This window comes from Hyphomonas oceanitis SCH89, assembly GCF_000685295.1.
Taxonomy (GTDB): Bacteria; Pseudomonadota; Alphaproteobacteria; order Caulobacterales; family Hyphomonadaceae; genus Hyphomonas; species Hyphomonas oceanitis.
This window is the reverse complement of record NZ_ARYL01000012.1, coordinates 1-23,591: the sequence shown is the minus strand read 5'-3', so window position 1 is coordinate 23,591 and position 23,591 is coordinate 1. Positions and strand designations below refer to the sequence as shown.

The 23,591-nt window shown below is 58.8% G+C and carries 34 protein-coding genes; 4 read left to right on the top strand and 30 right to left on the bottom strand.

All coding sequences use genetic code 11. The annotated features are described in order from the left end of the window. Positions 1 to 30: 30 nt before the first annotated feature. The 29 genes from HOC_RS09230 to rpsJ all read right to left on the bottom strand — a co-directional run bounded on the left by HOC_RS09230 (position 31) and on the right by rpsJ (position 17,111). Complete coding sequence (locus tag HOC_RS09230) at positions 31 to 1,242, bottom strand: RtcB family protein (RefSeq protein WP_035537820.1); 1,212 nt, start codon at positions 1,240 to 1,242, stop codon at positions 31 to 33. A 374-nt stretch (positions 1,243 to 1,616) separates the two neighbouring features. Next, positions 1,617 to 2,978: a metallophosphoesterase family protein gene (locus HOC_RS09225; RefSeq protein WP_422120050.1), complete on the bottom strand. Its 1,362-nt coding sequence runs from the start codon at positions 2,976 to 2,978 to the stop codon at positions 1,617 to 1,619. A 161-nt stretch (positions 2,979 to 3,139) separates the two neighbouring features. Next, on the bottom strand, positions 3,140 to 3,562 hold the full coding sequence (gene rplQ, locus HOC_RS09220; protein ID WP_035537814.1) for a 50S ribosomal protein L17: 423 nt from the start codon (positions 3,560 to 3,562) through the stop codon (positions 3,140 to 3,142). 52 nt (positions 3,563 to 3,614) lie between these two features. Next, entirely contained in the window at positions 3,615 to 4,658 is a 1,044-nt protein-coding gene (locus HOC_RS09215) for a DNA-directed RNA polymerase subunit alpha (protein WP_035537813.1), read from the bottom strand. 57 nt (positions 4,659 to 4,715) lie between these two features. Next, positions 4,716 to 5,108: a 30S ribosomal protein S11 gene (gene rpsK / locus HOC_RS09210; protein ID WP_034738444.1), complete on the bottom strand. Its 393-nt coding sequence runs from the start codon at positions 5,106 to 5,108 to the stop codon at positions 4,716 to 4,718. A 15-nt stretch (positions 5,109 to 5,123) separates the two neighbouring features. Then, the gene (gene rpsM, locus HOC_RS09205; protein ID WP_034738443.1) at positions 5,124 to 5,492 is read right to left on the bottom strand and encodes a 30S ribosomal protein S13; all 369 of its coding nucleotides are present in this window, start codon (positions 5,490 to 5,492) and stop codon (positions 5,124 to 5,126) included. A 145-nt stretch (positions 5,493 to 5,637) separates the two neighbouring features. Then, positions 5,638 to 6,207 (bottom strand): adenylate kinase, encoded by a 570-nt coding sequence (locus HOC_RS09200; protein ID WP_034738442.1) that lies wholly within the window; start codon positions 6,205 to 6,207, stop codon positions 5,638 to 5,640. After that, positions 6,204 to 7,550, bottom strand: a complete 1,347-nt coding sequence (secY, locus tag HOC_RS09195; RefSeq protein WP_035537811.1) for a preprotein translocase subunit SecY — start codon at positions 7,548 to 7,550, stop codon at positions 6,204 to 6,206. The genes HOC_RS09200 and secY overlap by 4 nt, the downstream gene beginning before the upstream one ends. Before the next feature lie 89 nt (positions 7,551 to 7,639). Then, entirely contained in the window at positions 7,640 to 8,119 is a 480-nt protein-coding gene (rplO, locus tag HOC_RS09190) for a 50S ribosomal protein L15 (RefSeq protein ID WP_035537809.1), read from the bottom strand. A 53-nt stretch (positions 8,120 to 8,172) separates the two neighbouring features. After that, a complete protein-coding gene (rpmD, locus tag HOC_RS09185) occupies positions 8,173 to 8,358 on the bottom strand; it encodes a 50S ribosomal protein L30 (RefSeq protein ID WP_034738439.1) in 186 nt (61 codons plus the stop codon). Positions 8,359 to 8,371: 13 nt separating this feature from the next. Further along, entirely contained in the window at positions 8,372 to 8,950 is a 579-nt protein-coding gene (gene rpsE, locus HOC_RS09180; protein WP_034738438.1) for a 30S ribosomal protein S5, read from the bottom strand. Between the two features lie 11 nt (positions 8,951 to 8,961). Continuing rightward, complete coding sequence (gene rplR, locus HOC_RS09175; protein WP_034738437.1) at positions 8,962 to 9,324, bottom strand: 50S ribosomal protein L18; 363 nt, start codon at positions 9,322 to 9,324, stop codon at positions 8,962 to 8,964. A 4-nt stretch (positions 9,325 to 9,328) separates the two neighbouring features. After that, positions 9,329 to 9,940, bottom strand: a complete 612-nt coding sequence (rplF, locus tag HOC_RS09170) for a 50S ribosomal protein L6 (protein ID WP_035537807.1) — start codon at positions 9,938 to 9,940, stop codon at positions 9,329 to 9,331. A gap of 10 nt (positions 9,941 to 9,950) precedes the next feature. Then, complete coding sequence (gene rpsH, locus HOC_RS09165; protein ID WP_034738435.1) at positions 9,951 to 10,346, bottom strand: 30S ribosomal protein S8; 396 nt, start codon at positions 10,344 to 10,346, stop codon at positions 9,951 to 9,953. 14 nt (positions 10,347 to 10,360) lie between these two features. Beyond that, positions 10,361 to 10,666, bottom strand: a complete 306-nt coding sequence (gene rpsN / locus HOC_RS09160) for a 30S ribosomal protein S14 (RefSeq protein WP_035537806.1) — start codon at positions 10,664 to 10,666, stop codon at positions 10,361 to 10,363. 19 nt (positions 10,667 to 10,685) lie between these two features. Then, complete coding sequence (rplE, locus tag HOC_RS09155; protein ID WP_034738433.1) at positions 10,686 to 11,240, bottom strand: 50S ribosomal protein L5; 555 nt, start codon at positions 11,238 to 11,240, stop codon at positions 10,686 to 10,688. Beyond that, positions 11,233 to 11,550: a 50S ribosomal protein L24 gene (gene rplX / locus HOC_RS09150; protein WP_035537805.1), complete on the bottom strand. Its 318-nt coding sequence runs from the start codon at positions 11,548 to 11,550 to the stop codon at positions 11,233 to 11,235. Before rplX ends, rplE begins: the two co-directional genes overlap by 8 nt. Positions 11,551 to 11,552: 2 nt before the next feature. Beyond that, a complete protein-coding gene (gene rplN / locus HOC_RS09145; RefSeq protein WP_034738431.1) occupies positions 11,553 to 11,921 on the bottom strand; it encodes a 50S ribosomal protein L14 in 369 nt (122 codons plus the stop codon). After that, positions 11,918 to 12,163: a 30S ribosomal protein S17 gene (gene rpsQ / locus HOC_RS09140; RefSeq protein ID WP_035537799.1), complete on the bottom strand. Its 246-nt coding sequence runs from the start codon at positions 12,161 to 12,163 to the stop codon at positions 11,918 to 11,920. Before rpsQ ends, rplN begins: the two co-directional genes overlap by 4 nt. A 10-nt stretch (positions 12,164 to 12,173) precedes the next feature. After that, positions 12,174 to 12,374 (bottom strand): 50S ribosomal protein L29, encoded by a 201-nt coding sequence (gene rpmC, locus HOC_RS09135; protein WP_034738429.1) that lies wholly within the window; start codon positions 12,372 to 12,374, stop codon positions 12,174 to 12,176. A 2-nt stretch (positions 12,375 to 12,376) separates the two neighbouring features. Beyond that, positions 12,377 to 12,793 carry a 50S ribosomal protein L16 gene (gene rplP, locus HOC_RS09130; RefSeq protein ID WP_035537798.1) on the bottom strand — a complete coding sequence of 139 codons (417 nt, stop codon included), beginning with the start codon at positions 12,791 to 12,793 and terminating at the stop codon, positions 12,377 to 12,379. 3 nt (positions 12,794 to 12,796) lie between these two features. Beyond that, positions 12,797 to 13,534, bottom strand: coding sequence for a 30S ribosomal protein S3 (rpsC, locus tag HOC_RS09125; protein ID WP_035537796.1), 738 nt, complete (start codon positions 13,532 to 13,534; stop codon positions 12,797 to 12,799). Next, the gene (gene rplV / locus HOC_RS09120) at positions 13,534 to 13,923 is read right to left on the bottom strand and encodes a 50S ribosomal protein L22 (RefSeq protein WP_034738426.1); all 390 of its coding nucleotides are present in this window, start codon (positions 13,921 to 13,923) and stop codon (positions 13,534 to 13,536) included. Before rplV ends, rpsC begins: the two co-directional genes overlap by 1 nt. Before the next feature lie 2 nt (positions 13,924 to 13,925). After that, positions 13,926 to 14,204, bottom strand: coding sequence for a 30S ribosomal protein S19 (gene rpsS / locus HOC_RS09115; RefSeq protein WP_034738424.1), 279 nt, complete (start codon positions 14,202 to 14,204; stop codon positions 13,926 to 13,928). 14 nt (positions 14,205 to 14,218) lie between these two features. After that, entirely contained in the window at positions 14,219 to 15,049 is an 831-nt protein-coding gene (gene rplB / locus HOC_RS09110; protein WP_035537794.1) for a 50S ribosomal protein L2, read from the bottom strand. A gap of 16 nt (positions 15,050 to 15,065) precedes the next feature. Further along, positions 15,066 to 15,365, bottom strand: a complete 300-nt coding sequence (locus HOC_RS09105; protein ID WP_035537792.1) for a 50S ribosomal protein L23 — start codon at positions 15,363 to 15,365, stop codon at positions 15,066 to 15,068. A gap of 2 nt (positions 15,366 to 15,367) precedes the next feature. Then, positions 15,368 to 16,030, bottom strand: coding sequence for a 50S ribosomal protein L4 (gene rplD / locus HOC_RS09100; RefSeq protein WP_035537789.1), 663 nt, complete (start codon positions 16,028 to 16,030; stop codon positions 15,368 to 15,370). Then, the gene (rplC, locus tag HOC_RS09095) at positions 16,030 to 16,791 is read right to left on the bottom strand and encodes a 50S ribosomal protein L3 (RefSeq protein ID WP_035537785.1); all 762 of its coding nucleotides are present in this window, start codon (positions 16,789 to 16,791) and stop codon (positions 16,030 to 16,032) included. The genes rplD and rplC overlap by 1 nt, the downstream gene beginning before the upstream one ends. Beyond that, positions 16,791 to 17,111, bottom strand: coding sequence for a 30S ribosomal protein S10 (gene rpsJ / locus HOC_RS09090; protein WP_034738419.1), 321 nt, complete (start codon positions 17,109 to 17,111; stop codon positions 16,791 to 16,793). Before rpsJ ends, rplC begins: the two co-directional genes overlap by 1 nt. Positions 17,112 to 17,624: 513 nt before the next feature. On the opposite strand from rpsJ, the gene HOC_RS09085 reads away from it, so the two are divergent. The 3 genes from HOC_RS09085 (at position 17,625) to HOC_RS09075 (ending at position 20,203) form a co-directional block, all read left to right on the top strand. Next, on the top strand, positions 17,625 to 18,272 hold the full coding sequence (locus tag HOC_RS09085; RefSeq protein WP_035537784.1) for a hypothetical protein: 648 nt from the start codon (positions 17,625 to 17,627) through the stop codon (positions 18,270 to 18,272). 9 nt (positions 18,273 to 18,281) lie between these two features. Next, positions 18,282 to 19,481, top strand: coding sequence for a helix-turn-helix domain-containing protein (locus HOC_RS09080; RefSeq protein WP_035537781.1), 1,200 nt, complete (start codon positions 18,282 to 18,284; stop codon positions 19,479 to 19,481). Between the two features lie 101 nt (positions 19,482 to 19,582). Beyond that, positions 19,583 to 20,203 (top strand): hypothetical protein, encoded by a 621-nt coding sequence (locus HOC_RS09075; protein WP_035537779.1) that lies wholly within the window; start codon positions 19,583 to 19,585, stop codon positions 20,201 to 20,203. A 63-nt stretch (positions 20,204 to 20,266) separates the two neighbouring features. Here HOC_RS09075 and HOC_RS09070 read toward each other — a convergent pair whose 3' ends face one another. Continuing rightward, positions 20,267 to 21,952 carry a bifunctional helix-turn-helix transcriptional regulator/alpha/beta hydrolase gene (locus tag HOC_RS09070; protein ID WP_035537769.1) on the bottom strand — a complete coding sequence of 562 codons (1,686 nt, stop codon included), beginning with the start codon at positions 21,950 to 21,952 and terminating at the stop codon, positions 20,267 to 20,269. 204 nt (positions 21,953 to 22,156) lie between these two features. Between HOC_RS09070 and HOC_RS09065 the strand changes: the two genes are divergently transcribed. Next, positions 22,157 to 23,467, top strand: a complete 1,311-nt coding sequence (locus HOC_RS09065) for a tetratricopeptide repeat protein (protein ID WP_035537768.1) — start codon at positions 22,157 to 22,159, stop codon at positions 23,465 to 23,467. Positions 23,468 to 23,591 lie beyond the last annotated feature (124 nt).

Genomic DNA, 23,591 nt, shown 5'->3' with positions numbered 1-23,591 from the left:
GCGGCGTATAAGGCCAGACATGGTTAACTGTCAACCCTTTACACAGACGACCTGACGAAGCGTGTGCACCACCTCCACCAGATCAGACTGCGCGGCCATGACGGCGTCGATGTCCTTGTAGGCCATCGGCGTTTCATCAATCACGCCCGCGTCCTTGCGACATTCCACGGCGGCTGTTGCTGCGATATGGTCCTCCAGCGTGAACCGGCGCTTCGCTTCCGTGCGCGACATGGCCCGCCCTGCCCCGTGCGAACACGAACAGAACGACTCCGCATTGCCCTTCCCGCGCACGATGAAGGACTTCGCCCCCATCGAACCCGGAATGATGCCCAGCTCACCCTCACCTGCGCGCACGGCGCCTTTGCGGGTGACCCAGACATCGGCGCCGAAATGATGCTCCCGTTGCACATAATTGTGGTGGCAGTTCACCGCCTGCTTGGCCAAGGTGAAAGGCGGCAGCATCTCACGCATTGCGATCAGCACCCGGTCCATCATCACTTCGCGGTTGAGGCGCGCATAGTCCTGCGCCCAGCCGACGGCATCAATATAGTCCGCAAACAGCTCCTCTCCTTCCACAAGGAAAGCGAGGTCACGGTCGGGCACATGATAGCCGAGCACGCGCTTCTCCAGGGCCTCACGGGCTTCCTGGATGAAGTAGGTGCCTATCACGTTCCCGGTGCCGCGAGACCCGGAATGCAACATCACCCAGACATGGTCCGCTTCATCGAGGCAAAGCTCGATGAAATGGTTCCCGCCGCCAAGCGAGCCCAGCTGCTTGGCAAAGGCCGTGCGCTGGATACGCTTGTGCTTTCTGGTGATGGCCTCAAGACGATCCACCAGCCCGGAATTACGCAGCGCCGTGGCTGCCCGTGCGGGCGCTTCCTTATGGCTGCCAGCGCGCCCGTTGCCGACCGGCACCTTGCGCTCGATCTCACTGCGGATGGCCGCAAGGCTGTCCGGCAGGTCGTTCGCTGTGAGGCTCGTGCCAATCGCCATCATGCCGCAACCGATGTCGACACCGACAGCAGCGGGAATGATCGCCCCCTTCGTGGGGATGACCGAACCAACGGTGGCGCCGCGCCCGAAGTGCACGTCCGGCATCACGGCAAGGTGCGAGTGAATGAACGGCAGGCCCGCTACATTCTCAAGCTGGTGCCGGGCGCTCTCCTCAACGGGAACACCTTTTACCCAGGCCTTGATGCGCCCACCGGCGCTGGTTTCGAAAACGTCAAATTCACTCATCGTTCCAAAGTCTGGTGCTTCCAAACTCCTCCTGACAAGCCCTCCGCGGTTCCCTTTGGGTGAAAGACATAAAAAACCCTCCGGGCGATAGGCGCGGAGGGCGGACAAAAACCGGTTTCCCGATCTGCAGGCTGACAATCAGCCCTATCCAGCTTCCTCCATGCGAACGCATTCGCCGCGCAGATCCTGCGCGTCAAACTTCGCCCTTGGTTGGTTGGTATACCAGTTCATTGGTATCTCCGTTGCTGAATGGATGCGCCGTATGATGGAATCAGATTCCGTCGTCAAGCCTGCCTGAGAAAGAAAACCCCGGACACATTGGTCCGGGGTCTGATGTGTTTTCCAAAACTGCTTTATCGCCCAAGGGCTTGCGTCTATTCCGTCGCGTGTCCCATTTTTTCGAAACGTGCGCGAAAATCGGTCAGTGTGACGGTATAGTCGTCTTCGTCATGGAAGGCATCGTCCGAGAGATTCGGCTTCTCGCCCGCCTTGTACCAGGCCGCATACTCGGCCGTATCGCGGCTCATCTTCTCGTAATGGGTCGAATAAGTCTTCACCCTCATGACCGGCGCGGCCTCAGCCATGTCGAAACGCATCAGGCGCATCCACCCATCGCCAATGCCCACAGGCCAAGCCGATTTGACGCCCGCATCAATGGCCGTCTGCCCGCGGTCCTGATAGTCGGCCAGCACCTGCCACACCTTGTTGCCGAATGCGTTGTCATCGACGCGGTAGGCCTGACCATGCTCATGGCCGCACAGGACGAGGAAAATCTGGTCATTCTGGCTGATCAGCTTGTCCCACACCATTTGCGGGTTGTTGTTCTGCGGGTCCACGGCATGCCCATCGACGATAGGGTTCGGCACGCGCGCGCCTTCCTTGTCCATGTAGTCATGGGTGGAAACAATGGTCGGCACGCCGGGATATTTCACCATCACGGCCTTGGCCCAATCCAGCGAGCTGTTCGGCGGATCGAATTGCAGACCGATGTGCAGGAAGCGATAGCCGCCCGCCTCGAAAATCTGCGCGCTGTCCGCGCCGCCATCATGGCTGGCGACATACCAGGGTTTGTCCCTGAAGAAGGCCGTATCCGCGCCGAAAACGGAGCGGAAATTGTCGAGCCCCCCCGGATGGACAATCCCAAGTGAGCTCTTCAGTTCGTTCGGGTCCACCTCCTGCGGACGCGTGGCCTTGGGTGGGAACTTGGAGTCCGTAAACATGGAATCATAGTCGTGATTGCCCGGCACGACCGAGAAGGGCGTCTTGCCGGCGATCAGCGAGAAGCCTTCATGGGCCTTTGGCATCTCGACGGTCTTCGTCTTTTCCGTCGGCGCAAAGAAACTGTCCATGATCGGATTTGGCACGGCCTTGAATCCACGCGCCTTGTGGTCTTCGTCCATCACCAGCGTCTGGTGCTGCCAGACATCGCCGAGGGACGTAACGAAGGCGATCTCTCCGCCAGCGCTCTCCAGATTGTCGGCAACATATTGCATCTGTTTGAGGAACAGCTCGCTGGCCTCAAACGGAAAGCCTTCGGCGGCCTGGTGCGTGTAATCAAGATAGTTCTGCGTATCGGGCAGAACCGCAATGGTGAATTCCGAATCAGCAACCGGCGCCTCGGCTTTCATAACTATCGTAGCGGTTTCACTTGCCGGTGTTGTACAGGCACTGATCAGCGACGCAGCCAGCAAAATCGCCGTCGCTGTCGTGCGGCCCGAACTGTAAGGGAATGGAATCATGGATGCAGCCTCCTCGCTATTGCCTGACAGGCGTTAGCAAACCAGCATGACACTTTCTTTCGGCCACCCCCTGTTGCAACGAATTCCTTTGCCCCAAACGAAAAACCCCGGACGTTTCCGTCCGGGGCTTTGAGTATTTCAGTGAAGGCGCGGAAGGACTAGTCGTCCATCGCTTCCAGTTCAGCAGCGTGACGCGCCTTGTCGGCAGCGCCGCGAGCCGTTTCGTCACGATCAACCAGTTCCAGGACAGCAACAGGTGCGTTGTCGCCATGGCGGAAGCCAGCTTTCAGAACGCGGGTGTAACCGCCGTTGCGGTCCTTGTAACGGTCGCCCATCACGTCGAACAGCTTGCGAACAGCGTCCTCGTCACGAACTTTCGCGATTGCCTGACGGCGGGCCGCAAGGTCACCCTTCTTGGCAAGCGTGATAAGCTTGTCCATGAGCGGCGCCATTTCCTTGGCCTTGGGCAGGGTCGTAACGATCTGCTCATGCGTGATGAGGCTCGCCGCCATGTTGGCGAACATCGCCTTACGGTGCGAGGTCGTTTTGTTCAGTTTGCGGTGGGCTAGTCCGTGGCGCATTGTCGTGTCCTCTGGAGGTGATCAGGCCCCCGGTAATCAGATTGATCGGGTCCTATAGGTGGTCGTCGTATTTCTTGGCAAGGCCTTCAATATCTTCTGGCGGCCAATCCGGCACTTCCATGCCGAGGTGCAGGCCCATGCCAGCGAGAACTTCCTTGATTTCGTTGAGAGACTTGCGGCCGAAGTTCGGCGTGCGCAGCATCTCTGCTTCCGATTTCTGGATGAGGTCGCCGATATAGACGATATTGTCGTTCTTCAGGCAGTTTGCCGAACGCACGGACAGTTCCAGCTCGTCGACCTTCTTGAGGAGGACGGGATTGAAGCCGAGGTCGGTTTCTTCCTGAGCCTGGCCCACTTCGAGGGTTGGCTCTTCGAAATTGATGAACAGCTGAAGCTGGTCCTGCAGGATGCGGGCAGCATAAGCGACCGAATCCTCGGGCGTTACAGAACCGTCCGTCTCAATGTCGAGCGTCAGCTTGTCATAGTCCAGCACAGTGCCTTCACGCGTATCTTCAACCAGATAGCCAACGCGGCGAACTGGGCTGTAGATCGCGTCAATCGGAATATAGCCGATTGGGGCATCTTCCGGACGGTGCGCATCAGCAGGCACGTAGCCTTTGCCGGTGGCAACAGTGAATTCCATGCGAACTTCTGCGCCGTCGTCGAGCGTACAGATGACGAGGTCAGGGTTCAGGATCTTGGCGTCAGCTGGCGTTTCGATCTGACCGGCTTTGACTTCGCCTGGGCCTTTCGCCTTCAGCACCATGCGCTTCGGCGTGTCGGATTCCATGAAGATCGCGACCTGCTTCAGGTTCAGCACGATCGTCGTAACATCCTCACGGACGCCTGGGATTGCCGAAAACTCGTGAACAACGCCGTCGATCTGGACGCCAATGATGGCGGCACCCTGAAGCGATGACAGCAGCACGCGGCGCAGGGCGTTTCCGAGCGTCGTGCCGTAGCCGCGCTCAAGCGGTTCAATCACCAGCTTCGCTTTACGCTTCGTGTCATATCCAGCCTGAACCACAGGGCGGTTCGGACGGATGAGTTCTTTCCAGTTACGGTCGTTGACGGAGATAAGTTCTTTGTCAGCCATGGGCGACTTTCCTTGAAAGCGGCAAGCGGCGCAAAGTGCGCCGCTGGAGAGGTTTGATTAGACGCGGCGGCGCTTCGGCGGGCGGCATCCATTGTGCGGGATCGGCGTCGTGTCGTTGATCGACGTGACGGTCAGACCCACGGCCTGGAGCGCACGCAGCGCGCTCTCACGACCCGAACCGGGACCGCGCACGTTCACTTCAACAGTCTGAAGGCCGTGCTCCTGAGCTTTTTTCGCAGCGTCCTCAGCAGCCATCTGGGCAGCATAAGGGGTCGACTTGCGCGAGCCCTTGAAGCCAACGACGCCCGAGGACGACCAGGAAATAGCATTTCCCTGCGCGTCGGTGATCGTGACCATCGTGTTGTTGAAGCTCGAGTTGACGTGAACAACACCGGAAGTGATGTTCTTGCGCTCTCTGCGGCGGACTCGTGTCGTTGTATCGCGGGCCATCTCGGTGTGATCCTATTATTTCTTCTTGCCGGCGATCGGCTTGGCCGGACCCTTGCGGGTGCGGGCGTTGGTGTGTGTACGCTGGCCGCGGACCGGCAGCTTGCGACGGTGGCGAAGGCCACGGTAGCAACCAAGGTCCATAAGGCGCTTGATGTTCATCGACGTATCGCGGCGAAGGTCACCCTCCACGAGATAGTCGGCATCAATCGCTTCGCGGATGCGGATAACTTCGGCGTCCGACAGGTCTGCGACGCGGCGTGCAGGCTCGACGCCCACTTTTTCAATAATTTCGCGTGCCATCGCCGGGCCAATGCCATGAATATAGCGCAGCGCGATTTCGACGCGCTTGTTGGTCGGGATGTTAACGCCTGCAATACGGGCCAAAGCCGTTACTCCTGAAGCGACTGTTCAAACATAAAGAGCGCAAAGGGGCGGATGCCGCCCCGTCGCGCACTGGCGATTAAGCCTTAAGCTAAGAGATGAGGCTTATAACCCCACAAATTCCCGCGTCAACAGCGGAATCCCAGCTTTAGGCGGTCTGTTTCAAGGCCGTGTCGATTTGGGACGCGACCTCATCAATTCCACCCATTCCGTCGATCTCAACGAGGACACCTCGTTCGGCATAGATCGGCAGCAAGGGTGCTGTATCTTCATAGTATTTTTCGAGACGGCGCGAGAAAGTCGTTGGATTGTCGTCCTTACGCCCCTGCTCCTCGAATCGTTTCGTGACACGGCTCAGCAGCTTGTCATCGTCGACCAGCATGCGGATCACGAGATCCACAGAGGTGCCGCGCGACTCAAGTAGCGTATCAAGTGCCTCAGACTGGCCCACAGTGCGTGGGAAGCCGTCGAAAATGAAACCAGGCGCACCCGCCTGCACTTCCAGCTGCTCATCAATCAGGGCGATCACGATCTCGTCGGAGACCAAGCCGCCTTCATCCATGATTTGCGCAACCCGCTGGCCCAGCTCGGAACCCGAGGCCCGCGCTGCACGCAGCATGTCGCCGGTCGAGAGCTGGACGTATCCACGTTCTTCGACGAGACGTTTGGCTTGCGTGCCTTTTCCGGCCGCAGGCGGCCCGAACAGTATCAAATTCATTTCTTACGGCCCCCGAGCTTCGACTTCTTGATCATGCCTTCATACTGGTGCGCGATCAAATGCGATTGAATCTGCGTCACCGTATCCATAGTTACAGAAACCACGATCAGAAGCGATGTGCCACCGATATAGAACGGAATTTCCGGGAAATAACGACGCAGGAGCTCGGGAAGAATACAGACAAAGACGAGATAGAAAGAACCAATCGTCGTCAGGCGGGTTAGAACATAGTCGATATAGGCTGCTGTATTGGAGCCTGGGCGAATACCGGGAATGAAGCCGCCATACTTGCGCAGGTTATCAGCCGTCTCTTCCGGATTGAACATGATCGACGTGTAGAAAAAGCAGAAGAAGATGATCAGGCCAGCCTGGGTGATGATGTAGGTCCACGAGCCCGGCGAGAAGTGAGTCGCGAGGAAGCCGAGAATGCCGCTACCGCCAGCATCTGCCGCGCCGCCACCGAGGAAGCCGATTGCCGTCATTGGCAGCATCAGCAGCGCCGAGGCGAAGATTGGCGGGATAACGCCCGACGTGTTGATCTTGAGCGGCAGGAAGCTGCGCTGGCCCTGTGCAAAGCCATGGGACTGCTGGCGCTTCGGATACTGAATCAGCAGCCTTCGCTGTGATCGCTCCATGAACACGATGAAGACGACCAGCGCGATAACCATGACCGCAATCGCAAGAACAAACACAATATTGACCGAGGTCGTGCGCGCCTGCGTAATCAGGTTGAAGATTGCCTTCGGAAGTTCCGCAACGATGCCGGCGAAGATGATCAGCGAAATACCGTTGCCGATACCGCGCGCGGTGATCTGCTCGCCCATCCACATCAGCAGCATTGTGCCGCCGGTCAGCGTGACAACGCCGGTCAGGATGAAGAACCAGGGCGCAATGCCCTCAATGCGCACAGCCGACAGGCCACCGGCAATTGCGAACGACTGGACCAGCGCGAAGGCCAGCGTCAGGTAACGGGTGTACTGGTTGATCTGCTTGCGGCCCGCTTCGCCTTCCTTCTTGAGTTTCTCAAGCGTGGGTGAGGCCGACGTCATCATCTGGATGATGATGGAAGCGGTGATGTAGGGCATCACGTTGAGCGCGAAGACGCCCATACGCTCAACCGCGCCGCCGGCGAACAGGTTCATAGAACCCAGAATGCCGTTCGACTGGCCGGCAAAGAGGCTGCGATACTGTTCCGGGTCGAGGCCGGGAATGGGGATGTACGTGCCGAGGCGGTAGAGGACCAGAATTACAAGCGTGAACAGGATCCGGTTTTGCAGATCCTTCGCTTTTCCAAAGCTCGCAAAATTGACGTTGCGGGCCATTTGTTCTGCAGCATTCGCCATCGGCCGTTCAGCCTCCCTGAAAAAGCGTTCGCCGCCAAAATCGGCGGCGAAACAGTATTTGTGAAGGGGTATAAGGAAAAAACCGCTGATTAAACTTCAGCTGTGTCTTTCTTGGGCCCGGTCACCGTGACGGATCCGCCAGCTTTCTCGATTGCTTCAATCGCAGCTTTCGAGGCGCCGGTCACCGTAATGGTCACGTTCTTGGGGGCATCACCCTTGGCCAGCAGGCGAACACCGTCGCCCAGCTTGTTGACCACGCCAGCCGCGACGAGGGTTTCCTCTGTCACGTTTTTGGCGTCGAGTTTGCCTTCTTCAATGGCCTTGGCCAGACGGCTGAGGTTGATCCAGGCGTGCGACTTCGAGTTGCGGGCCGTGAAGCCGCGTTTTGGAAGACGCATGTAGATTGGCATCTGGCCGCCTTCGAAGCCGTTCACGGCAACGCCGGAACGGGCCTTCTGACCCTTGACGCCGCGACCGGCTGTCTTGCCTTTGCCCGAACCCACGCCGCGACCAACGCGCATGCGGTTCTTGGTGGCGCCCTCTGCTGGGGACAAATCGTTGAGTTTCATCGCTTTATCTTCCGATATTTATTCTGTGAGAGGGCCGACTGCGCAAACCTGCGCTACTCGCCAACCACCTCTACCAAGTGAGCCACTTTGCGGATCATGCCGCGAACCGGCGCAGTGTCTTCGAGTTCCTTCGTCCGGCCAACCTTGTTGAGACCGAGGCCAATCAGCGTCTTGCGCTGGCTGGGATCGCGGCCGATCGGGCTGCCCTTCTGACGGACGGTGAGCATTTTCTTCGCCATGTCGCCTGTCCTTCTAGCTTACGATGTCAGCCATGCCGGCTTCGGAAGCGCCATCGGTACGACGACCGACAACGTCCTGAACCTTCAGGCCACGCTTGGAAGCGACGGTACGCGGGCTCGCCTGCTCTTTCAGAGCGTCGAACGTGGCGCGAACCATGTTGTAAGGGTTCGACGAACCGATCGACTTGCCGACAACGTCCTGCACGCCGAGCACTTCCATCACGGCGCGCATCGGACCACCGGCGATAACGCCAGTACCGGGAGGCGCTGCGCGGAGCACAACTTTACCAGCGCCGTGACGGCCCTTGCCATCATGGTGCAGTGTGCGGCCTTCGCGAAGTGGCACGCGAACCATGTTGCGCTTTGCTTCTTCGGTTGCCTTGCGGATCGCCTCAGGCACTTCGCGGGCTTTGCCCTTGCCGAAGCCTGCGCGGCCCTTCTGGTCACCGACGACGACGAGTGCAGCGAAACCGAAGTTCTTGCCGCCCTTCACCGTTTTCGCAACGCGGTTGATGCCGACGAGCTTGTCGACGATCTCGGAAACTTCTTCCTCACGATCGCGACGACGGCCTCTTCCTCTTTCTTCAGCCATAGGGCCTCTCCTTAGAATTTGAGACCGCCCTCACGGGCGGCGTCTGCCAGGGCTTTCACCCGGCCGTGGAACATGTAGCCGCCGCGATCAAACACGACGTCCTCGACACCGGCCTTCTTGGCGCGCTCAGCGAGCGTCTTGCCAACCAGGGCGGCAGCAGCAGAATCTGCACCGGTCTTAGCCTTGCCCAGCACATCCTTTTCCAGGGTCGACGCCGAGGCGAGCGTGATGCCCTTCTCGTCGTCGATGATCTGGGCCGAAATGTTCTTGTGGCTGCGAGCAACCGACAGACGCGGGCGCCCTTCGGCGACCTTCCGGAGTTTGGTGCGGACCCGCTGTGCGCGGCGCTGCATTTTTTCGCGTGGACTTTTCATCGGCTTACTTCTTCTTGCCTTCCTTGCGGCGCACATATTCGCCGACGTAGCGAATACCCTTGCCTTTATACGGCTCTGGCGGACGGTACTTGCGGATTTCGGCGGCAACCTGGCCAACCGACTGCTTGTCCGCGCCCGTGATCACAACTTCTGTCGGCTTCGATGAAGCCAGCGTGATACCTTGAGGAGCCTTGTAAACGACATCATGCGAGAAGCCGAGGGCCAGTTTCAGGTCATTGCCCTGCATCTGCGCGCGGTAACCCACGCCGACGAGTTCAAGTGACTTGGTGTAGCCTTCCGACACGCCTTGCACCATGTTGGCGGCGCGAGCGCGAGCCGTGCCCCACTGGGTACGAGCGGTCGAGTCGAGCGCTTCGGCGAAAGTCGGCAGGCGGCGTCCGCGTGCTTTCTCTTGCGCGATGCGATCTTCGGCAGCCTTCACCAGGTCGGCGCGTGGCATGACGGACAGTTCACCGTTTTCGAACTTCGGTGTGATCACTTCCGCGACCGTGAACGTCATTTCGCCTTTGGGGCCCTTGGCCTTGATCGTCTGGCCTTCGACGGAAACCGTCGTGCCATTCGGGACCGGGATTGCGAGTTTTCCAATACGTGACATCAGCGCTCTCCTAGAATACCCGACAGAGCACTTCGCCACCGACATTTTTCGTCCGGGCAGCATTGTCCGACATAACACCCTGCGAAGTCGACAGGATTGAAATGCCAAGGCCATTGCGCACGAGCGGAATGTCAGAGACCGAAGAGTACACGCGGCGACCCGGCTTGGAGATACGTTTGATCTCCGAGATGACCGGTTGGCCTTCGTAATACTTAAGCTCGATTTCAAGATTTTTGTGGCCGTCTTTTTCCACTTCCGCGTAGCCACGGATGTAACCCTCATCAGCGAGGACATCGAGGACACGGGCGCGGACTTTCGACGCCGGGGTGACAACTTTAGACATGCCGCGCATCTGGGCGTTCCGGATGCGTGTCAGCATATCACCGAGGGGATCTGAAAGGTTCATTTAGCTCTCCCTCCTTACCAGCTGGATTTCACGAGACCGGGGATCATGCCAGTGGAACCAAGGTCCCGCAGCGCGATCCGCGACATTTTAAGTTTGCGATAGTAGCCGCGCGGACGCCCGGTTACTTCACAGCGATTACGAACACGGTTCGGCGCCGAGTTGCGTGGAAGTTCCGCCAGCTTGAGACGCGCCTTGAAGCGCTCCTCAAGGGTCAGGTTCTCGTCCATCGCGATTGCCTTCAGTTCAGCACGTTTGGCCGCATAACGGTCAACGAGCTTCTGGCGCCGCTTGTTCTTCTCGATTGCGCTCTTCTTTGCCATATCAGCAGATCTCCTGGCGCTAGTTCCGGAACGGGAAGCCACACTCGGCGAGGAGTGCCTTGGCTTCTTCGTTGGTTGAGGCGGTGGTGCAGACGATGATGTCCATACCGCGAATCTCTTCCACCTGATCGTAAGCGATCTCCGGGAAAACGATGTGTTCTTTGAGGCCCATGGCATAGTTGCCCATGCCATCGAAGCTCTTGCCATTCAGGCCGCGGAAGTCCTTCACGCGCGGAAGCGCAATGTTGGTCAGGCGGTCAAGAAACTCGAACATGCGATCACGACGGAGCGTGACCTTGCAGCCGATCAGCATGCCTTCGCGCAGCTTGAAGCCGGCGATGGACTTGCGGGCCTTGGTGGCCACAGGCTTTTGGCCCGCGATCAGTTCCAGCTCGGCAAGAGCGGCTTTGATCTTCTTGGAGTCGGAGACGGCTTCGCCTACGCCCATGTTGATCACGACCTTGTCGAGTTTCGGAACCTGCATTGGGTTCGTGTAGCTGAACTGCTCTTGCAGTTTGCCCCGGATCTCATCGCGGTACTTCGTCTTGAGACGGGGTTCGTATGCCTTAGACATCGATGGATTCCCCTGAACGCTTGGCAAACCGCGTTTTGCGGCCATGCTCGTCTGTCTTGAAGCCGACGCGAACGGGCTTGCCGTCGCGTGGGTCAACGTGTGCAACATTGGACACGTGGATCGGCGCTTCAAAATTCTTGATGCCGCCCGGATCCATCTGTGTTGGCTTCTGATGGCGCTTCACGACGTTGACGCCGCGAACCACAACACGGTTCTCGTCGACGAGTACTTTAAGCACTTCACCTTTCGAGCCCTTGTTGCGACCAGCAATGATCAGCACCGTGTCGCCTTTTTTGATCTTCGCAGCCATGACTACAAAACCTCCGGCGCCATGTTGGCGATCTTGACCTGGTTCTTGCCGCGAAGTTCACGCGGGACCGGACCAAAAACGCGGGTTCCGATTGGCTCACCATTGTTGTTGATGAGCACGGCAGCATTGGAGTCGAACCGGATGGTCGAACCGTCTGCACGATTGATGTCTTTCGCGACGCGAACGACGACGGCCTTGCGGACATCACCCTTCTTCACGCGGCCGGTCGGGATCGCTTCCTTGATGGAGACGACGATAACGTCGCCCACAGAAGCGTACCGGCGACCAGCACCACCCAGCACCTTGATGCACTGGACCCGGCGAGCGCCGGAGTTATCGGCGACGCGGAGATTTGATTGCATCTGGATCATGCGTCACTCCCTTCGCCGGAAACCAGTTCCCAACGCTTCAGCTTGGAATGCGGTGGGCATTCCTGGATGGTTACAATCTGTCCCTCGACAGCCACATTGGCTTCGTCGTGGGCGTGATACTTTTTCGAACGACGAACGATCTTTTTCATCACCGGGTGGGTGAAGGTCCGTTCGACGCGAACGATGGCTGTCTTGTCCTGCTTCGTCGAGACAACGACACCTTCCATAATACGTTTAGGCATGTTCTCTCTCCTAGGCCTGACCTGCCACGGCCTTTTCGCGAAGGATCGTCTTGACGCGAGCAATGTCGCGACGGATCTCCTTGGCGCGGGCCGTCTTCTCAAGCTGGCCGGTGGCCGCCTGGAAGCGCAGGTTGAACTGTTCTTTTTTCAGCTTGATCAGCTCGTCTTTGAGCTGGTCGGCGCTTTTGGTTCTTACATCAGAGGCTTTCATGATCAGATCCCCTCAATCCGCTTGACGACTTTCGTCTTGATCGGAAGCTTGGCTGCGCCAAGGCGCAGGGCTTCGCGGGCGATATCTTCCGGCACACCGTCGATCTCGAACATGATGCGACCGGGCGAGACGCGGGCGACCCAACGGTCGACCGAACCCTTACCTTTACCCATCCGCACTTCGATCGGCTTTGCCGATACAGGCACATCCGGGAATACGCGGATCCACACTTTGCCCTGACGCTTCATGTAACGCGTCACAGCCCGGCGGGTGGCTTCGATCTGGCGTGCCGTAACACGCTCAGGCTCGAGAGCCTTGAGGCCGAACTCGCCGAAAGCCAGCGTGAAGCCGCCTTTCGCCGTGCCGTTGATCCGGCCCTTGAAGGCCTTCCTGAATTTGGTTCGCTTCGGCTGACGCATCTCTTACGCTCCGGAGGCTTGCGCACCGGTAGCCGGTCCGCGTTGGTTAGCATTGGCACGAGCGCGCGATTGGCCCGAAGACTCGAGGCGCTTGTCCTGCGCCATCGGATCGTGCTCCATGATCTCGCCTTTGTAGACCCAGACCTTGATGCCGATGATGCCGTAGGTGGTCGCAGCTTCCGCTGTGCCGTAGTCGATGTCGGCGCGCAGCGTGTGCAGCGGCACGGAGCCTTCTGCATACTGCTCGGTCCGCGCGATTTCAGCACCGCCAAGACGGCCTGCAACCATGATACGGATACCTTCAGCGCCAAGACGCATGGCGGACTGGATCGAGCGCTTCATCGTGCGGCGGAAAGAAGCCCGGCGCTCGAGTTGGCGTGCAATGTCGTCAGCGATCAGCGTGGCGTCGATTTCCGGCTTGCGGATTTCAACGAGGTTCACGCGAACTTCGTCCGTCGTCATCTTGCCGAGCTCTTTGCGGAGCACTTCGATGTCGCCACCCTTCTTGCCGATCACCAGGCCCGGACGGGCCGTGTGGATCGTGATGAGGCATTTCTTGTGCGGGCGCTCGATGATGATCTTCGAGATGCCGGCTTGCTTCAGTTTCGCGCGGATGGCCTTGCGGATGGCAAGGTCCTCATGCAGCAGGCGACCGAAGTCGGCGCTGTCTGCATACCAGCGGCTGTCTGCCGTCCGGTTGATACCCAGACGAAAACCAATTGGATTGACTTTCTGACCCATCAGGCGGCCTCCGCTTCCATGCTTGTGTCACGAAGGACAATGGTAACCTGCGCGAACGGCTTCAGGACGCGAGCGGCACGGCCGCGGGCGCGGGCCCGAATACGTTTCATCACGAGGTTCTTGCCCACGTGGGCTTCGGCAACGACAAGGCTGTCAATGTCGAGACCGTGATTGTTTTCTGCGTTGGCGATCGCGCTCTGCAGAAGCTTGCGAACGTCCTTGGCAGGACGCTTCGGCGAGAACTGCAGCTCAGCCAGTGCCCGCTCGACCGGAAGGCCGCGGATCTGCTGGGCCAGCAGGTTCAGCTTCTGTGGGCTCGAACGGTACATGCGCAGGACAGCGCGCGACTCGTTGGAAGCCTGCTTCGGAGGATTCTTGGTCTTACCCATGACTACTTCCGCTTCGCTTTCTTGTCTGCACCGTGGCCGTAGAACGTACGGGTTGGAGCAAACTCGCCAAACTTGTGGCCGACCATCTCTTCCGAGACCGTGACCGGGATGAATTTGTTGCCGTTATGGACCTGGAAGTTCAGGCCGATAAAATTGGGCAGGATTGTCGAACGACGCGACCAGGTCTTGATGACCGTCCGCTTCTCGGAGGCGCGAGCCTCTTCGGCTTTCTTCAGCAGATAGCCGTCAACAAATGGGCCTTTCCAGACAGAACGTGACATGTCTCGCGGCTCCTCTAGCGTTTCGCGTTACGGCGGCGGATGATCAGACGATCCGTCGCTTTGTTTGAACGGGTCTTCGGACCGCGGGTTTTCTTGCCCCATGGCGTCACTGGGTGACGACCGCCGGACGACTTGCCTTCACCACCACCGTGTGGGTGGTCGACCGGGTTCATGACCACGCCGCGAACAGATGGGCGCTTGCCCATGTGACGCTTGCGACCGGCCTTCGACAGGACCTGGTTCATATTGTCCGGGTTGGACACGGCGCCGATCGTTGCGAGGCAGGTGTCGAGCACCATGCGAAGCTCGCCGGACGTCAGCTTGATCTGGGCATAACCACCGTCACGGCCAACGAGCTGGGCATACGTACCAGCCGAACGCACCATCTGGGCGCCCTTCTGGGGCTTCAGCTCGATATTGTGGATGATCGTACCGACAGGAATGTTCTTCAGCGGCAGCGTGTTGCCCGGCTTGATATCAGCCGTTGTCGACGTGACGACCGTGTCACCAACTTCAAGGCGCTGTGGCGCGATGATGTAGGACAGCATGCCGTCTTCGTACTTGATCAGCGCAATGAAGGCCGTGCGGTTCGGGTCATACTCCAGACGTTCGACAACAGCCGGCATGTCCCAGCGGTTACGCTTGAAGTCGACCATACGGTACAGCTTCTTGGCGCCACCACCGATGCGGCGTGCCGTGATACGGCCACGGTTGTTACGTCCGCCCTTTTTGGACAGGCCTTCGGTCAGCGCCTTGACGGGCTTGCCCTTGTGCAGGTCCGAACGGTCGACCAGCACGAGCTGGCGACGGCCTGGGGACGTTGGATTGAATGTCTTAAGTGCCATGGTCTACGTCCTTCCCCTACAGGCCCGTCGAAATGTCGACAGATTGGCCTTCAGCGAGCGTGACATAGGCTTTCTTGATGTCGTTACGACGACCAAGGTGACCTTTGAAACGCTTCGTTTTGCCCTTTTGGAGCACAGTGTTCACGGCCGTGACATCAACCTTGAAGAGGGACTCGATGGCCTCTTTGATCGACTTCTTGTCAGCGGTGAGCGCGACTTCGAAAACGATCTTGTTCTCTTCAGCGACCAGCGTCGATTTCTCGGTGATGATCGGCTTGCGAATGATGTCGTAGTGATGTTGCTTCGGATCAGCCATGACTATTCAGCCTCTGCTGCGATTGCGGGTTGGGCCAGCGTGCCGTCGAAGCGCGCCTGAATGCCTTCAGCGGCTTCCTTCGTGATGACGAGCGTCTTGCGGCGCAGGATGTCATACACGTTGAGGCCGGCGACAGGCAGCACATCCACGTTCGGGATGTTGCGAGCGGCCTTGGCGAAGTTTTCGTCAACCGTGATGCCGGAAATGATCAGCGCGTTCTCGATGCCGAGGCTGGCGAAGTGAGCTGCCAGTTCCTTGGTCTTCGGCGCGGTCAGCGTTGCAGCGTCGATCACCAGGATCGAGTCAGCGACAACTTTCGACGACAGGGCATGTGCGAGCGCCAGCTTGCGGACCTTCTTGGGAAGATCGTGGGCGTGGCTGCGAACGCGCGGGCCGTGGGCCACACCGCCGCCGACAAAGATAGGTGCGTTGCGCGAACCGTGGCGAGCGCCGCCCGAACCTTTTTGGCGGATCGACTTCTTGGTCGTGACCGACACTTCAGACCGCGTCTGGGTCTTGTGCGTGCCAGCCTGGCGCTTGGCCAGCTGCCAGCGGACCGTGCGGTGAAGCAGGTCCTTGCGGATTTCGGCAATGCCGAAGATGGCATCATCAAGCGTGATGTTGCCAGCCGCTTTACCGGCAAGGGTTTTGACTGCGAGTTCCATTATTCAGCACCCTCTGTCTGGGCAGGAGCGTTTGCCGACTTGAAGGAACCGGCTGCAGGCGCGTCGGCATGCAGGGCTTTCTTCACGGCATCGCGGATTTCCACGAACGAACCGTCATGACCGGACACGGCGCCCTTCACGAGGATCAGGCCGCGCTCAACGTCTGTGCGCACAACCGTCAGGTTCTGTGTGGTGATACGGTCGGTACCGAGGTGGCCGGCCATTTTCTTGTTCTTGAACACGCGGCCCGGATCCTGGTTCATACCCGTCGAACCGTGCGAACGGTGCGAGAGCGACACACCGTGCGTGGCGCGAAGGCCGCCGAAGTTCCAGCGCTTCATCGCGCCGGCAAAACCTTTACCGATCGCGTAGCTGGAAACGTCAACCTTCTGGCCTGGCACATAGTGGTCAGCCTGAACTTCGGCGCCGATTTCAGGCAGGTCGCCCGAAACGCGGAATTCGCGGAGTTTCGACTTGGGCGCAACGCCGGCTTTCGCGAACTGGCCGCGCAGAGCCTTGTTCGTGCGCTTGGCTTTCTTTTCGCCAGTGCCGAGGATGACAGCCTTGTAGCCGTCGGTGCGGGTGACTTCGCCACCCTTCTTGGTGGTGACGGCGCGCTCTTCTTCGGTGCGCAGGCCAACGACCTGACAACCATCAAGCGACAGGACGGTCACCGGGATGTGGCGGCCATCTTCGTCAAAAATGCGTGTCATGCCCAGTTTGCGGGCCAGCACGCCGGAACGGGGGGCTGGAAGAGCCATTAGCGTGCTCCCTCAAGCTTGATTTCAATACCAACGCCGGAAGACAGGTCGAGCTTCATCAGCGCGTCAACGGTCTGTGGGGTCGGGTCAACAATGTCGAGGATGCGCTTGTGGGTGCGAATCTCGAATTGCTCACGGGATTTTTTGTCGACGTGCGGCGAACGGTTCACGGTGAAACGCTCGATACGGGTTGGAAGCGGGATTGGACCCTTCACTTCAGCACCGGTACGCTTGGCAGTATTCACGATCTCTTTCGCCGACATGTCGAGCGCACGGTGATCGAAGGCTTTGAGCCTGATCCGGATATTTTGTCGTTCCATCGTTCGTCCGTCCACACAAAACACTTAAGCCCAGGGCGATGGCTCGTCAGCATCGAGCGCCCGGGTTGGGTAGGGTTAAATTGTCAGTTTCGAGGGAGCGTTCGCTAATTAAGCGCGGCCTTCCCGGCGAATTGGTGCTTCTATGGGAAGGAATCGCACAGGTCAACAGCCGAAACAGGGAATCTGCAGACCAAATCCGCACAGGGGCCGGGACGCATCAAGCCTCTACCCCTACCCCAGCCGCAAACCCCTTAAAAGCCCCTCTCCTCTCGGGCTTGCGAGGAAAAGCAATCGCACTGCGATTGCCCGAGCAAGGGGTTGGGGTGAGGGGCCACCCAACCCCGTCGCGAGAATCCTCAATCCACTATGCCGCCCTGCCATCCCTTATCCCAAGTGCGAAGGGGGCGCGCACATTCTGTGATGCGCAGAGGCCCTAATTACACCAGTTGACAAAATTACATAAAAATCGGATTTAGTTGCATATAACGGTTGGCATCCGAATCGGAGTTGTGAATGCGCTACGTCCATCCTCGTAATTTTCTATTCGACCAGGTCCCCGTGTCCTTGCAGCAGGTCGTGCCAACCGTACTCAGTACCGCCTACAAGGCAGTCCGGCGCATCGTATCAGACGAGCCGATATTCCAGACGACCAGTGCAAGGCAGAATTTGGGTCGTATGATGTCGTGGAGTGTGGACCGGGGCTTTGAACAGGCTATCGAGAACGGAGCGTTGCCCTTCGATTATAGCTGGGAAGACTTCGACCGACCCACAGGAAAGTTTCTTGCAATCCGACCAAGTCATTCGGTTGTAACCATTAGTCTCACCAGTACTCCGACCAAGCAGCCTCGGACTGTGGTTTTTCGCGAGCAGGCGAAAAGACTAAATTGCCAACTCGACTGGGTCGATATGCAAGACGAGGATCATGAAATCACGGGATTGCCCCATATCCTGCTGCTGCATGGTTATTGGAATGATGGATTTGCGCACTTGGCGATTCCCCGCGCTGACTGTAATTACGACTTTAGTTACAGAACTGAGAATCTCTTTAACCTTCCCCATGCTAGTTCCGAAGCCGGTCCACCTCCCGAAGGACCGGATGGCGATTTCGACGCGATCGAGTTGCTTAAAGAAGACATCGATCGCTGGAGAAAAGATCAGTAGTGGTAGCGCATGAACCGTAATTCGAAGATATTACCATTTCCAAGTGCCGCTCGAGAAACAGCTTCCGGGCGGCATCTGATTCCTGAGCGAATCACAGAAGCCCGAATAGTAGAGAAGCTGAGCCAGACCGACCTCTCACGGCTCGTTGGCGTGAAGCGGCAGTCTATCTCGTACTTCGAGAGCGGCGAAAGGAATCCCGACCCAGAAACGCTCAGAATGATTGCTGACGCTTTGAAACAGCCGATGGCATATTTTGCAACGCCTAGCGCTCCGAAATTCGGAAAGCGAACGGCGAATTTTTTCCGTAAGCATGGCCCTGATACGAAACGGCGGAACGCCGCCAGTGATCAGTATGCAGAATGGTTTTCTCAAGTCACATTTGCGCTAACAGATTTCGTAAACCTTCCAGAGGTCACTCTCCCCAGTTTTGAGCCATCCGGCGAGCACGACGATCCTAACCGTTATACATGGGACGAAATCGAAGAATTGGCTGGCAAGACGCGTGAACATCTGGGACTTGGCTTGGGCCCGATTTCTAATGTCGTTCGGCTCGTCGAAACTCATGGGGTCACGGTAGGAAGGCTCATATTGAAAGGTGAGAATGTAAGCGCGTTTTCATTCTGGAGCGGAGATCGGCCTTTTATATTCTTGGCTTCAGACAAAGAAAGTTCTGCACGCGCACGCTTCGACGCATGCCATGAGTTGGCGCATCTGGTTCTTCATCGCTGGGTTACTCAGGATGAAATTGACGACAAGACGCGCTTGAAAGAAATAGAGAAGGAGGCCGACTACTTCGCCGGTGCATTCTTACTTCCTCGGCGCTCCTTCCCAGCCGAGGTTCTTTCTCCTCGGCTATCTAGCTTTTTGGATTTGAAACTTCGGTGGAAGGTTTCGATCCAAGCGATGGTATATCGTTGCAAGAGCTTGGGCATCTTCGACGAAGACCAGTGTGTGAATCTTTACAAACAAATTTCGGCCAAGAATTGGCGTACTAAGGAGCCCTTCGATGGTCCAGATGGATTACCGTTGGAAGAACCACTTTTGCTTCGACGAGTTGCGGAACTAGTATTTGCCGAAAATCGTATGCGACGCGATGAACTGCTCTGTCGCCTTGGATTTAGTCCTAGCATTGCTGAGCTTCTCTTAGGTTTGCCTAACGGATCGCTCGCCGATACGCCATCCGATGACCTTACGATTGACCTTAAGTAGTTCACCTGACCTACGCCGCTGGTTAAGTAGTGCGTTACCTGCAGCGAACTCTCTCCCCCTCCCAATCCAACCCTAAACCCACCCGTGCCATACTTGCCTTCATGCAAGTCTCTGACGCCTTCATTGCCCATGGCCTCGAGCAGGCGCGCTATGTGCTGTTCAATGTGCGCAACCTGACCGACATGGTGCGCGCGCCGGTCACGTTGCGGCGGGGCACGGCGCAGCGGGCGCGGGCCAAGCTCAAAATCCTGGAGACCATCGTGCGGCGGCTGCTCTGGCTGATCGCGCTCGGCCTTACGCTCGCGCCCGTGCGGCCCCGCGCCGCCACGGGGCCCACGCCCCTTGCGCAAGGCGTGGAGGACGTGACGCAATCCTTCCCCTCCGTGCCCGCCTGCCGCATCAATCTCGCGGGCCGGGCCATGGACATGACGCTGACCGAAGGCTCCGGGCATTTTCCGGAGACTGTTCGGGCATCCGGCCCGGTGCCTGCCGCGCCCATTTTCGCCTGCATCATCGCCCTGCACGGCCTGCTCTCGGCGCCGGAGGCTTATGCCAAACGCCTCGCGCGCAGCCTCGAACGCATCCGCCGCAAGGGCGAGGCCCGCCCCGTCTGCATGCCGGCCAGCGGCGCCTATCGCCTGCGCGCAGAGCTTGGCCTCGTCGCCACGGCCCTGCCCGGCATGATCAATGCGCGCCTTGAAACATGGGAAAGCTCGGGCTGAATCCGCCCCGCTTTCCACGCTTTTTGCCGGGCGCAGCCATGCGTGCCGGTCGCTGGCGCAGGCTCAGGCGAGCTTCGCCAGATGCGCGCAGATCGTGTCCGTCGCAGTGTGAAGAATATTCGAGCCATGGCCCGGCAGAATCTGGAAATCCACGTTGGCGCGGGGCCCCATATGCTCGGCCACATCAGTCGCTGAAATGATCGTGCAGTCTTCCGCCTGAAGCCAGGTCTGCTTGGCCGTCACGGCCTCAAGATCATCGCTCCAGTCGGCCATCGCCGCCCCGCCATCGCGCAGCCAGGCCTCGGCCCCCTGCTCCACCGCATGATAAAGCCCCTCGGCCTGAACCTTCATCAGCGCCGGAACCTCCAGCGTGGCGAGGTCTCCCGGCGAGCGCACATATTGCGCCTTCAGGAAGGCCTTCGTCCCCCGCCGCCGATAGACCGGCAGGCCCACCGACATCACCATCTTCATCACCGAAGGCGCATGCCGCGTGGCCATCGCCGCAAACCGCGTCTGCCGGTCCATATGGGCCAGGTGCCTGTCCTCATCGATCGGAATTCCACCGCCCAGCACCAGCATATCCCCCAGCCGATCACCCAGTGCCCTTGCGATTCGGAAGCCATGCGAAGAGCCGCCCTGATGAATACAAAGGCTGATCTTCGACAGGCCAAGATGATCAACCAGCGCCACCGCATCTTCCACGACCGTCTTGTCGAAATCCGCCCGCGAACGGCTCTGGCTCGTATAGCCAAAACCCGGCCGCGACGGCGCAATGAAATGGACATTCGCCCCGGCCAGTCCCGCCAGCATCTCTGCGGTAAAGAACGGCCCCTGAAGATAGCCATGAATGAACAGAACGGGCTTTTCACCCGCCCCCGCCTTGTACCAGGCCAGCTCCCGCCCGCCCGGCCGCGCCAGCATGGAAAGGCCGCATTTCGGCGTCACCCAGGTCTCGGCGCTCGGCGGATTGGCCTGCTCCGGCAATTGCCGCATCAGATAGGCAATGCTGGCGGAAAGCTGCACGACATCCGACATCCGCGCGCAGCCAGTCTTCCTCAGGATGCTCTTCGACTGCCCCTTGATCGTATCCAGCGCCCGGTCACGCTCGCGCGCGATTTCCTTCTGGCTGAGATTGCCGAGATAGCCCTCAAGGATTTCCGTCTCGCTGGAGGTCAGCCCAAACGCCTCGCCCAGCCGCGTCATCAAGGCCGGCGACCAGTCGATATAGGACAGCGAAACATGCAGCAGATCGGCGCTATCCTTCGGCCGCTGGATCAGCGCGAGGCAGGCCCTTGAGGGGCCGGTCTCGATATTCGCGAGGATGATCCGATCCTGCGCCTGCGCCGTTGTCGCCCTGAGGGCCCGGCGGATTTCACTCAGCGCGCCCGGGTCCAGCGGCAACTCGTCGAACGGACACGGAAAGGTCCGCCCTGTCAGCTGCGCGGCCGCAGCATTGCCTGAAACCAGCCCATTGCGGGCCGAAACATCCAGTATCGCGTGGAACCGATCCGCATTGGAAGCGTCCCGCCGCGAGGCCGCATCCACCAGCGCGCCAACCCTCTGGCCATGCGTATCAAGCGTATCATCATCGCCCTCGTGACGCGGCACATCGCCCGCCAAAAAGCCATCTTCGGCCCCATCAAAGAAGTAGGCCATTGCGGCATCGAGAAAGCCTTCAAACCGCGCCGTCTCGTTTGGCACGTCATAAGCGGCTCCCAGCATGTCGAAATAGCGCTTGTTCAGGGACATGGGCTCTCGGGCAAAGAAAAGTCTGGACGAGCCTCTAGTCTAGATTGCGTCGCTCCCATCACAAGCGCCCGTTTCAGTCACAGGCAGAAAAGTAGGGTTTATCCCCCCTACGGGCCATGAGCCCCATCCCGCTACGCGCTACGAGAATGCCTGCAGACCTGCGGGCTGGGTGGGGATCCGGCCAAACACCAAAGGATATGAAAGATGAAGACCATACCGCTGACGTCCCTCGGACTCGCGCTTATCACCCTCCTCGCCGCGCCAAGCGCCAGCGCAGATCCAGTCTCGACCAATGAAATCGCGTGTGCCAAAGGCGGCGCGGAAGCCTGCTTCTACGCAGCTGCCGACTATGCAAACGGCGACAACAGCATGCCCCTGAGCAAGCCCAAAGCCGCCGAGCTTTTCATCAAGGCCTGCGACCTCGGCGTTCCTGATGGCTGCTTCTATACCGGCACAATGTATCGCCATGGTGTTGAAGGAATCGCGGCTGATCCGGCCCGCGGCATAGTCCTTTACGAGAAAGCCTGCGCGATGGGGCATGAGGATGCCTGCAACGCGACCTATGCCATCCTTGGTTCCGATGAGAAGGGCGAGAAGGACATTCCCCGCCTGCTCACGGCTTTTGAAAAGGGCTGCGCTAACGAATCGCTGAAAGCGTGCAGCTGGGGCGCGTCATTCTTTTATGATGGCCTGAAAGGAAAATACCCGACCGTCATCGATTTCGTTCGCGGCGCGCCACTCGCGGCAAAGGCGTGTGAGCAGGTCGACCCTTATTTTTGCGCCACGGCAGAGCATATGTATGCCGATCCATCCTCCCCGGCTTTCGATGCCACCCAGGCGCTGAAACTCACACAGATAAACTGCGATGCGAACGTCAAGGAATCCTGCGCGAACCTTGGTCGGATCTACGCGATTGTCGAAGACTTTGATTTCGCGGTCGGGCCGTACGAAAAGTCCTGCCAGCTCGGCAATGAAAAGATCTGCGACTATGCCAAGGACGTGCGCCGCTATGTTGATGAACTGGCCGCGTGGAATGCCAAGCAGGAAGCCCGCCGCGCCGAAATGGCCTCGCTGCTGAATGCTGGCGACTATAATGGTGCGGTGGCCACCGCCGTCTCGGTCTACAGCTCCACGGTCTATGCCGAACAGGCGGTCCGCGCAGCCTCGGCCGCTGGCCGCATGTCGGCTGTCGATGATTATGACCTGCAAGTGCTGGAGCACTGGTTCCAATCCGGCCAGATCGCCTCAATCGTGCGAGCGGAATTGCGCGGCCGCGGCATGGCCATCTCCGGCGAGGACAATTCCTGGGCCAATGACATGAAGATGATCAAGTCCGCCAATGCCCGCTTCAACGCGGCAAGGTCGACCTCGACCTATCGCCCCATCGAGCAGGGCCCGGCACCGCAGGCCACCGGGGGTATGAGTTCGGGTGAGGCACGGGCGCAGACACGCGAGAAATACCGCGACGCCCACTGCACGATGAACAACAACGCCAATCGCTACCTCTGCAATTAGGCCATCCCTGCATCAGAAAAACCTCATCCAAATGCAAAAAAGGCCGCCCATCCGGGCGGCCTTTTCTTATGTCAGTTCCTGAAAGGATCAGGACTTATTTCTTGATTGCGGAGACGACGCCGGC

Coding starts and splice junctions, on each gene's coding strand:
- HOC_RS09230 (WP_035537820.1), bottom strand. CDS start 1,242: ATGAGTGAATTTGACGTTTTCGAAACCAGCGCCGGTGGGCGCATCAAG.
- rplQ (WP_035537814.1), bottom strand. CDS start 3,562: ATGCGCCACGGACTAGCCCACCGCAAACTGAACAAAACGACCTCGCAC.
- HOC_RS09215 (WP_035537813.1), bottom strand. CDS start 4,658: ATGGCTGACAAAGAACTTATCTCCGTCAACGACCGTAACTGGAAAGAA.
- rpsK (WP_034738444.1), bottom strand. CDS start 5,108: ATGGCCCGCGATACAACGACACGAGTCCGCCGCAGAGAGCGCAAGAAC.
- HOC_RS09200 (WP_034738442.1), bottom strand. CDS start 6,207: ATGAATTTGATACTGTTCGGGCCGCCTGCGGCCGGAAAAGGCACGCAA.
- secY (WP_035537811.1), bottom strand. CDS start 7,550: ATGGCGAATGCTGCAGAACAAATGGCCCGCAACGTCAATTTTGCGAGC.
- rplO (WP_035537809.1), bottom strand. CDS start 8,119: ATGAAACTCAACGATTTGTCCCCAGCAGAGGGCGCCACCAAGAACCGC.
- rpmD (WP_034738439.1), bottom strand. CDS start 8,358: ATGGCGAAGAAAATGCTCACCGTCCGTCAGAAGGGCAGCCCGATCGGC.
- rpsE (WP_034738438.1), bottom strand. CDS start 8,950: ATGGCTGAAGAAAGAGGAAGAGGCCGTCGTCGCGATCGTGAGGAAGAA.
- rplR (WP_034738437.1), bottom strand. CDS start 9,324: ATGAAAAGTCCACGCGAAAAAATGCAGCGCCGCGCACAGCGGGTCCGC.
- rplF (WP_035537807.1), bottom strand. CDS start 9,940: ATGTCACGTATTGGAAAACTCGCAATCCCGGTCCCGAATGGCACGACG.
- rpsH (WP_034738435.1), bottom strand. CDS start 10,346: ATGAACCTTTCAGATCCCCTCGGTGATATGCTGACACGCATCCGGAAC.
- rpsN (WP_035537806.1), bottom strand. CDS start 10,666: ATGGCAAAGAAGAGCGCAATCGAGAAGAACAAGCGGCGCCAGAAGCTC.
- rplE (WP_034738433.1), bottom strand. CDS start 11,240: ATGTCTAAGGCATACGAACCCCGTCTCAAGACGAAGTACCGCGATGAG.
- rplX (WP_035537805.1), bottom strand. CDS start 11,550: ATGGCTGCGAAGATCAAAAAAGGCGACACGGTGCTGATCATTGCTGGT.
- rplN (WP_034738431.1), bottom strand. CDS start 11,921: ATGATCCAGATGCAATCAAATCTCCGCGTCGCCGATAACTCCGGCGCT.
- rpsQ (WP_035537799.1), bottom strand. CDS start 12,163: ATGCCTAAACGTATTATGGAAGGTGTCGTTGTCTCGACGAAGCAGGAC.
- rpmC (WP_034738429.1), bottom strand. CDS start 12,374: ATGAAAGCCTCTGATGTAAGAACCAAAAGCGCCGACCAGCTCAAAGAC.
- rplP (WP_035537798.1), bottom strand. CDS start 12,793: ATGCGTCAGCCGAAGCGAACCAAATTCAGGAAGGCCTTCAAGGGCCGG.
- rpsC (WP_035537796.1), bottom strand. CDS start 13,534: ATGGGTCAGAAAGTCAATCCAATTGGTTTTCGTCTGGGTATCAACCGG.
- rplV (WP_034738426.1), bottom strand. CDS start 13,923: ATGGGTAAGACCAAGAATCCTCCGAAGCAGGCTTCCAACGAGTCGCGC.
- rpsS (WP_034738424.1), bottom strand. CDS start 14,204: ATGTCACGTTCTGTCTGGAAAGGCCCATTTGTTGACGGCTATCTGCTG.
- rplB (WP_035537794.1), bottom strand. CDS start 15,049: ATGGCACTTAAGACATTCAATCCAACGTCCCCAGGCCGTCGCCAGCTC.
- HOC_RS09105 (WP_035537792.1), bottom strand. CDS start 15,365: ATGGCTGATCCGAAGCAACATCACTACGACATCATTCGCAAGCCGATC.
- rplD (WP_035537789.1), bottom strand. CDS start 16,030: ATGGAACTCGCAGTCAAAACCCTTGCCGGTAAAGCGGCTGGCAACATC.
- rplC (WP_035537785.1), bottom strand. CDS start 16,791: ATGGCTCTTCCAGCCCCCCGTTCCGGCGTGCTGGCCCGCAAACTGGGC.
- rpsJ (WP_034738419.1), bottom strand. CDS start 17,111: ATGGAACGACAAAATATCCGGATCAGGCTCAAAGCCTTCGATCACCGT.
- HOC_RS09085 (WP_035537784.1), top strand. CDS start 17,625: ATGCGCTACGTCCATCCTCGTAATTTTCTATTCGACCAGGTCCCCGTG.
- HOC_RS09080 (WP_035537781.1), top strand. CDS start 18,282: ATGAACCGTAATTCGAAGATATTACCATTTCCAAGTGCCGCTCGAGAA.
- HOC_RS09075 (WP_035537779.1), top strand. CDS start 19,583: ATGCAAGTCTCTGACGCCTTCATTGCCCATGGCCTCGAGCAGGCGCGC.
- HOC_RS09070 (WP_035537769.1), bottom strand. CDS start 21,952: ATGTCCCTGAACAAGCGCTATTTCGACATGCTGGGAGCCGCTTATGAC.
- HOC_RS09065 (WP_035537768.1), top strand. CDS start 22,157: ATGAAGACCATACCGCTGACGTCCCTCGGACTCGCGCTTATCACCCTC.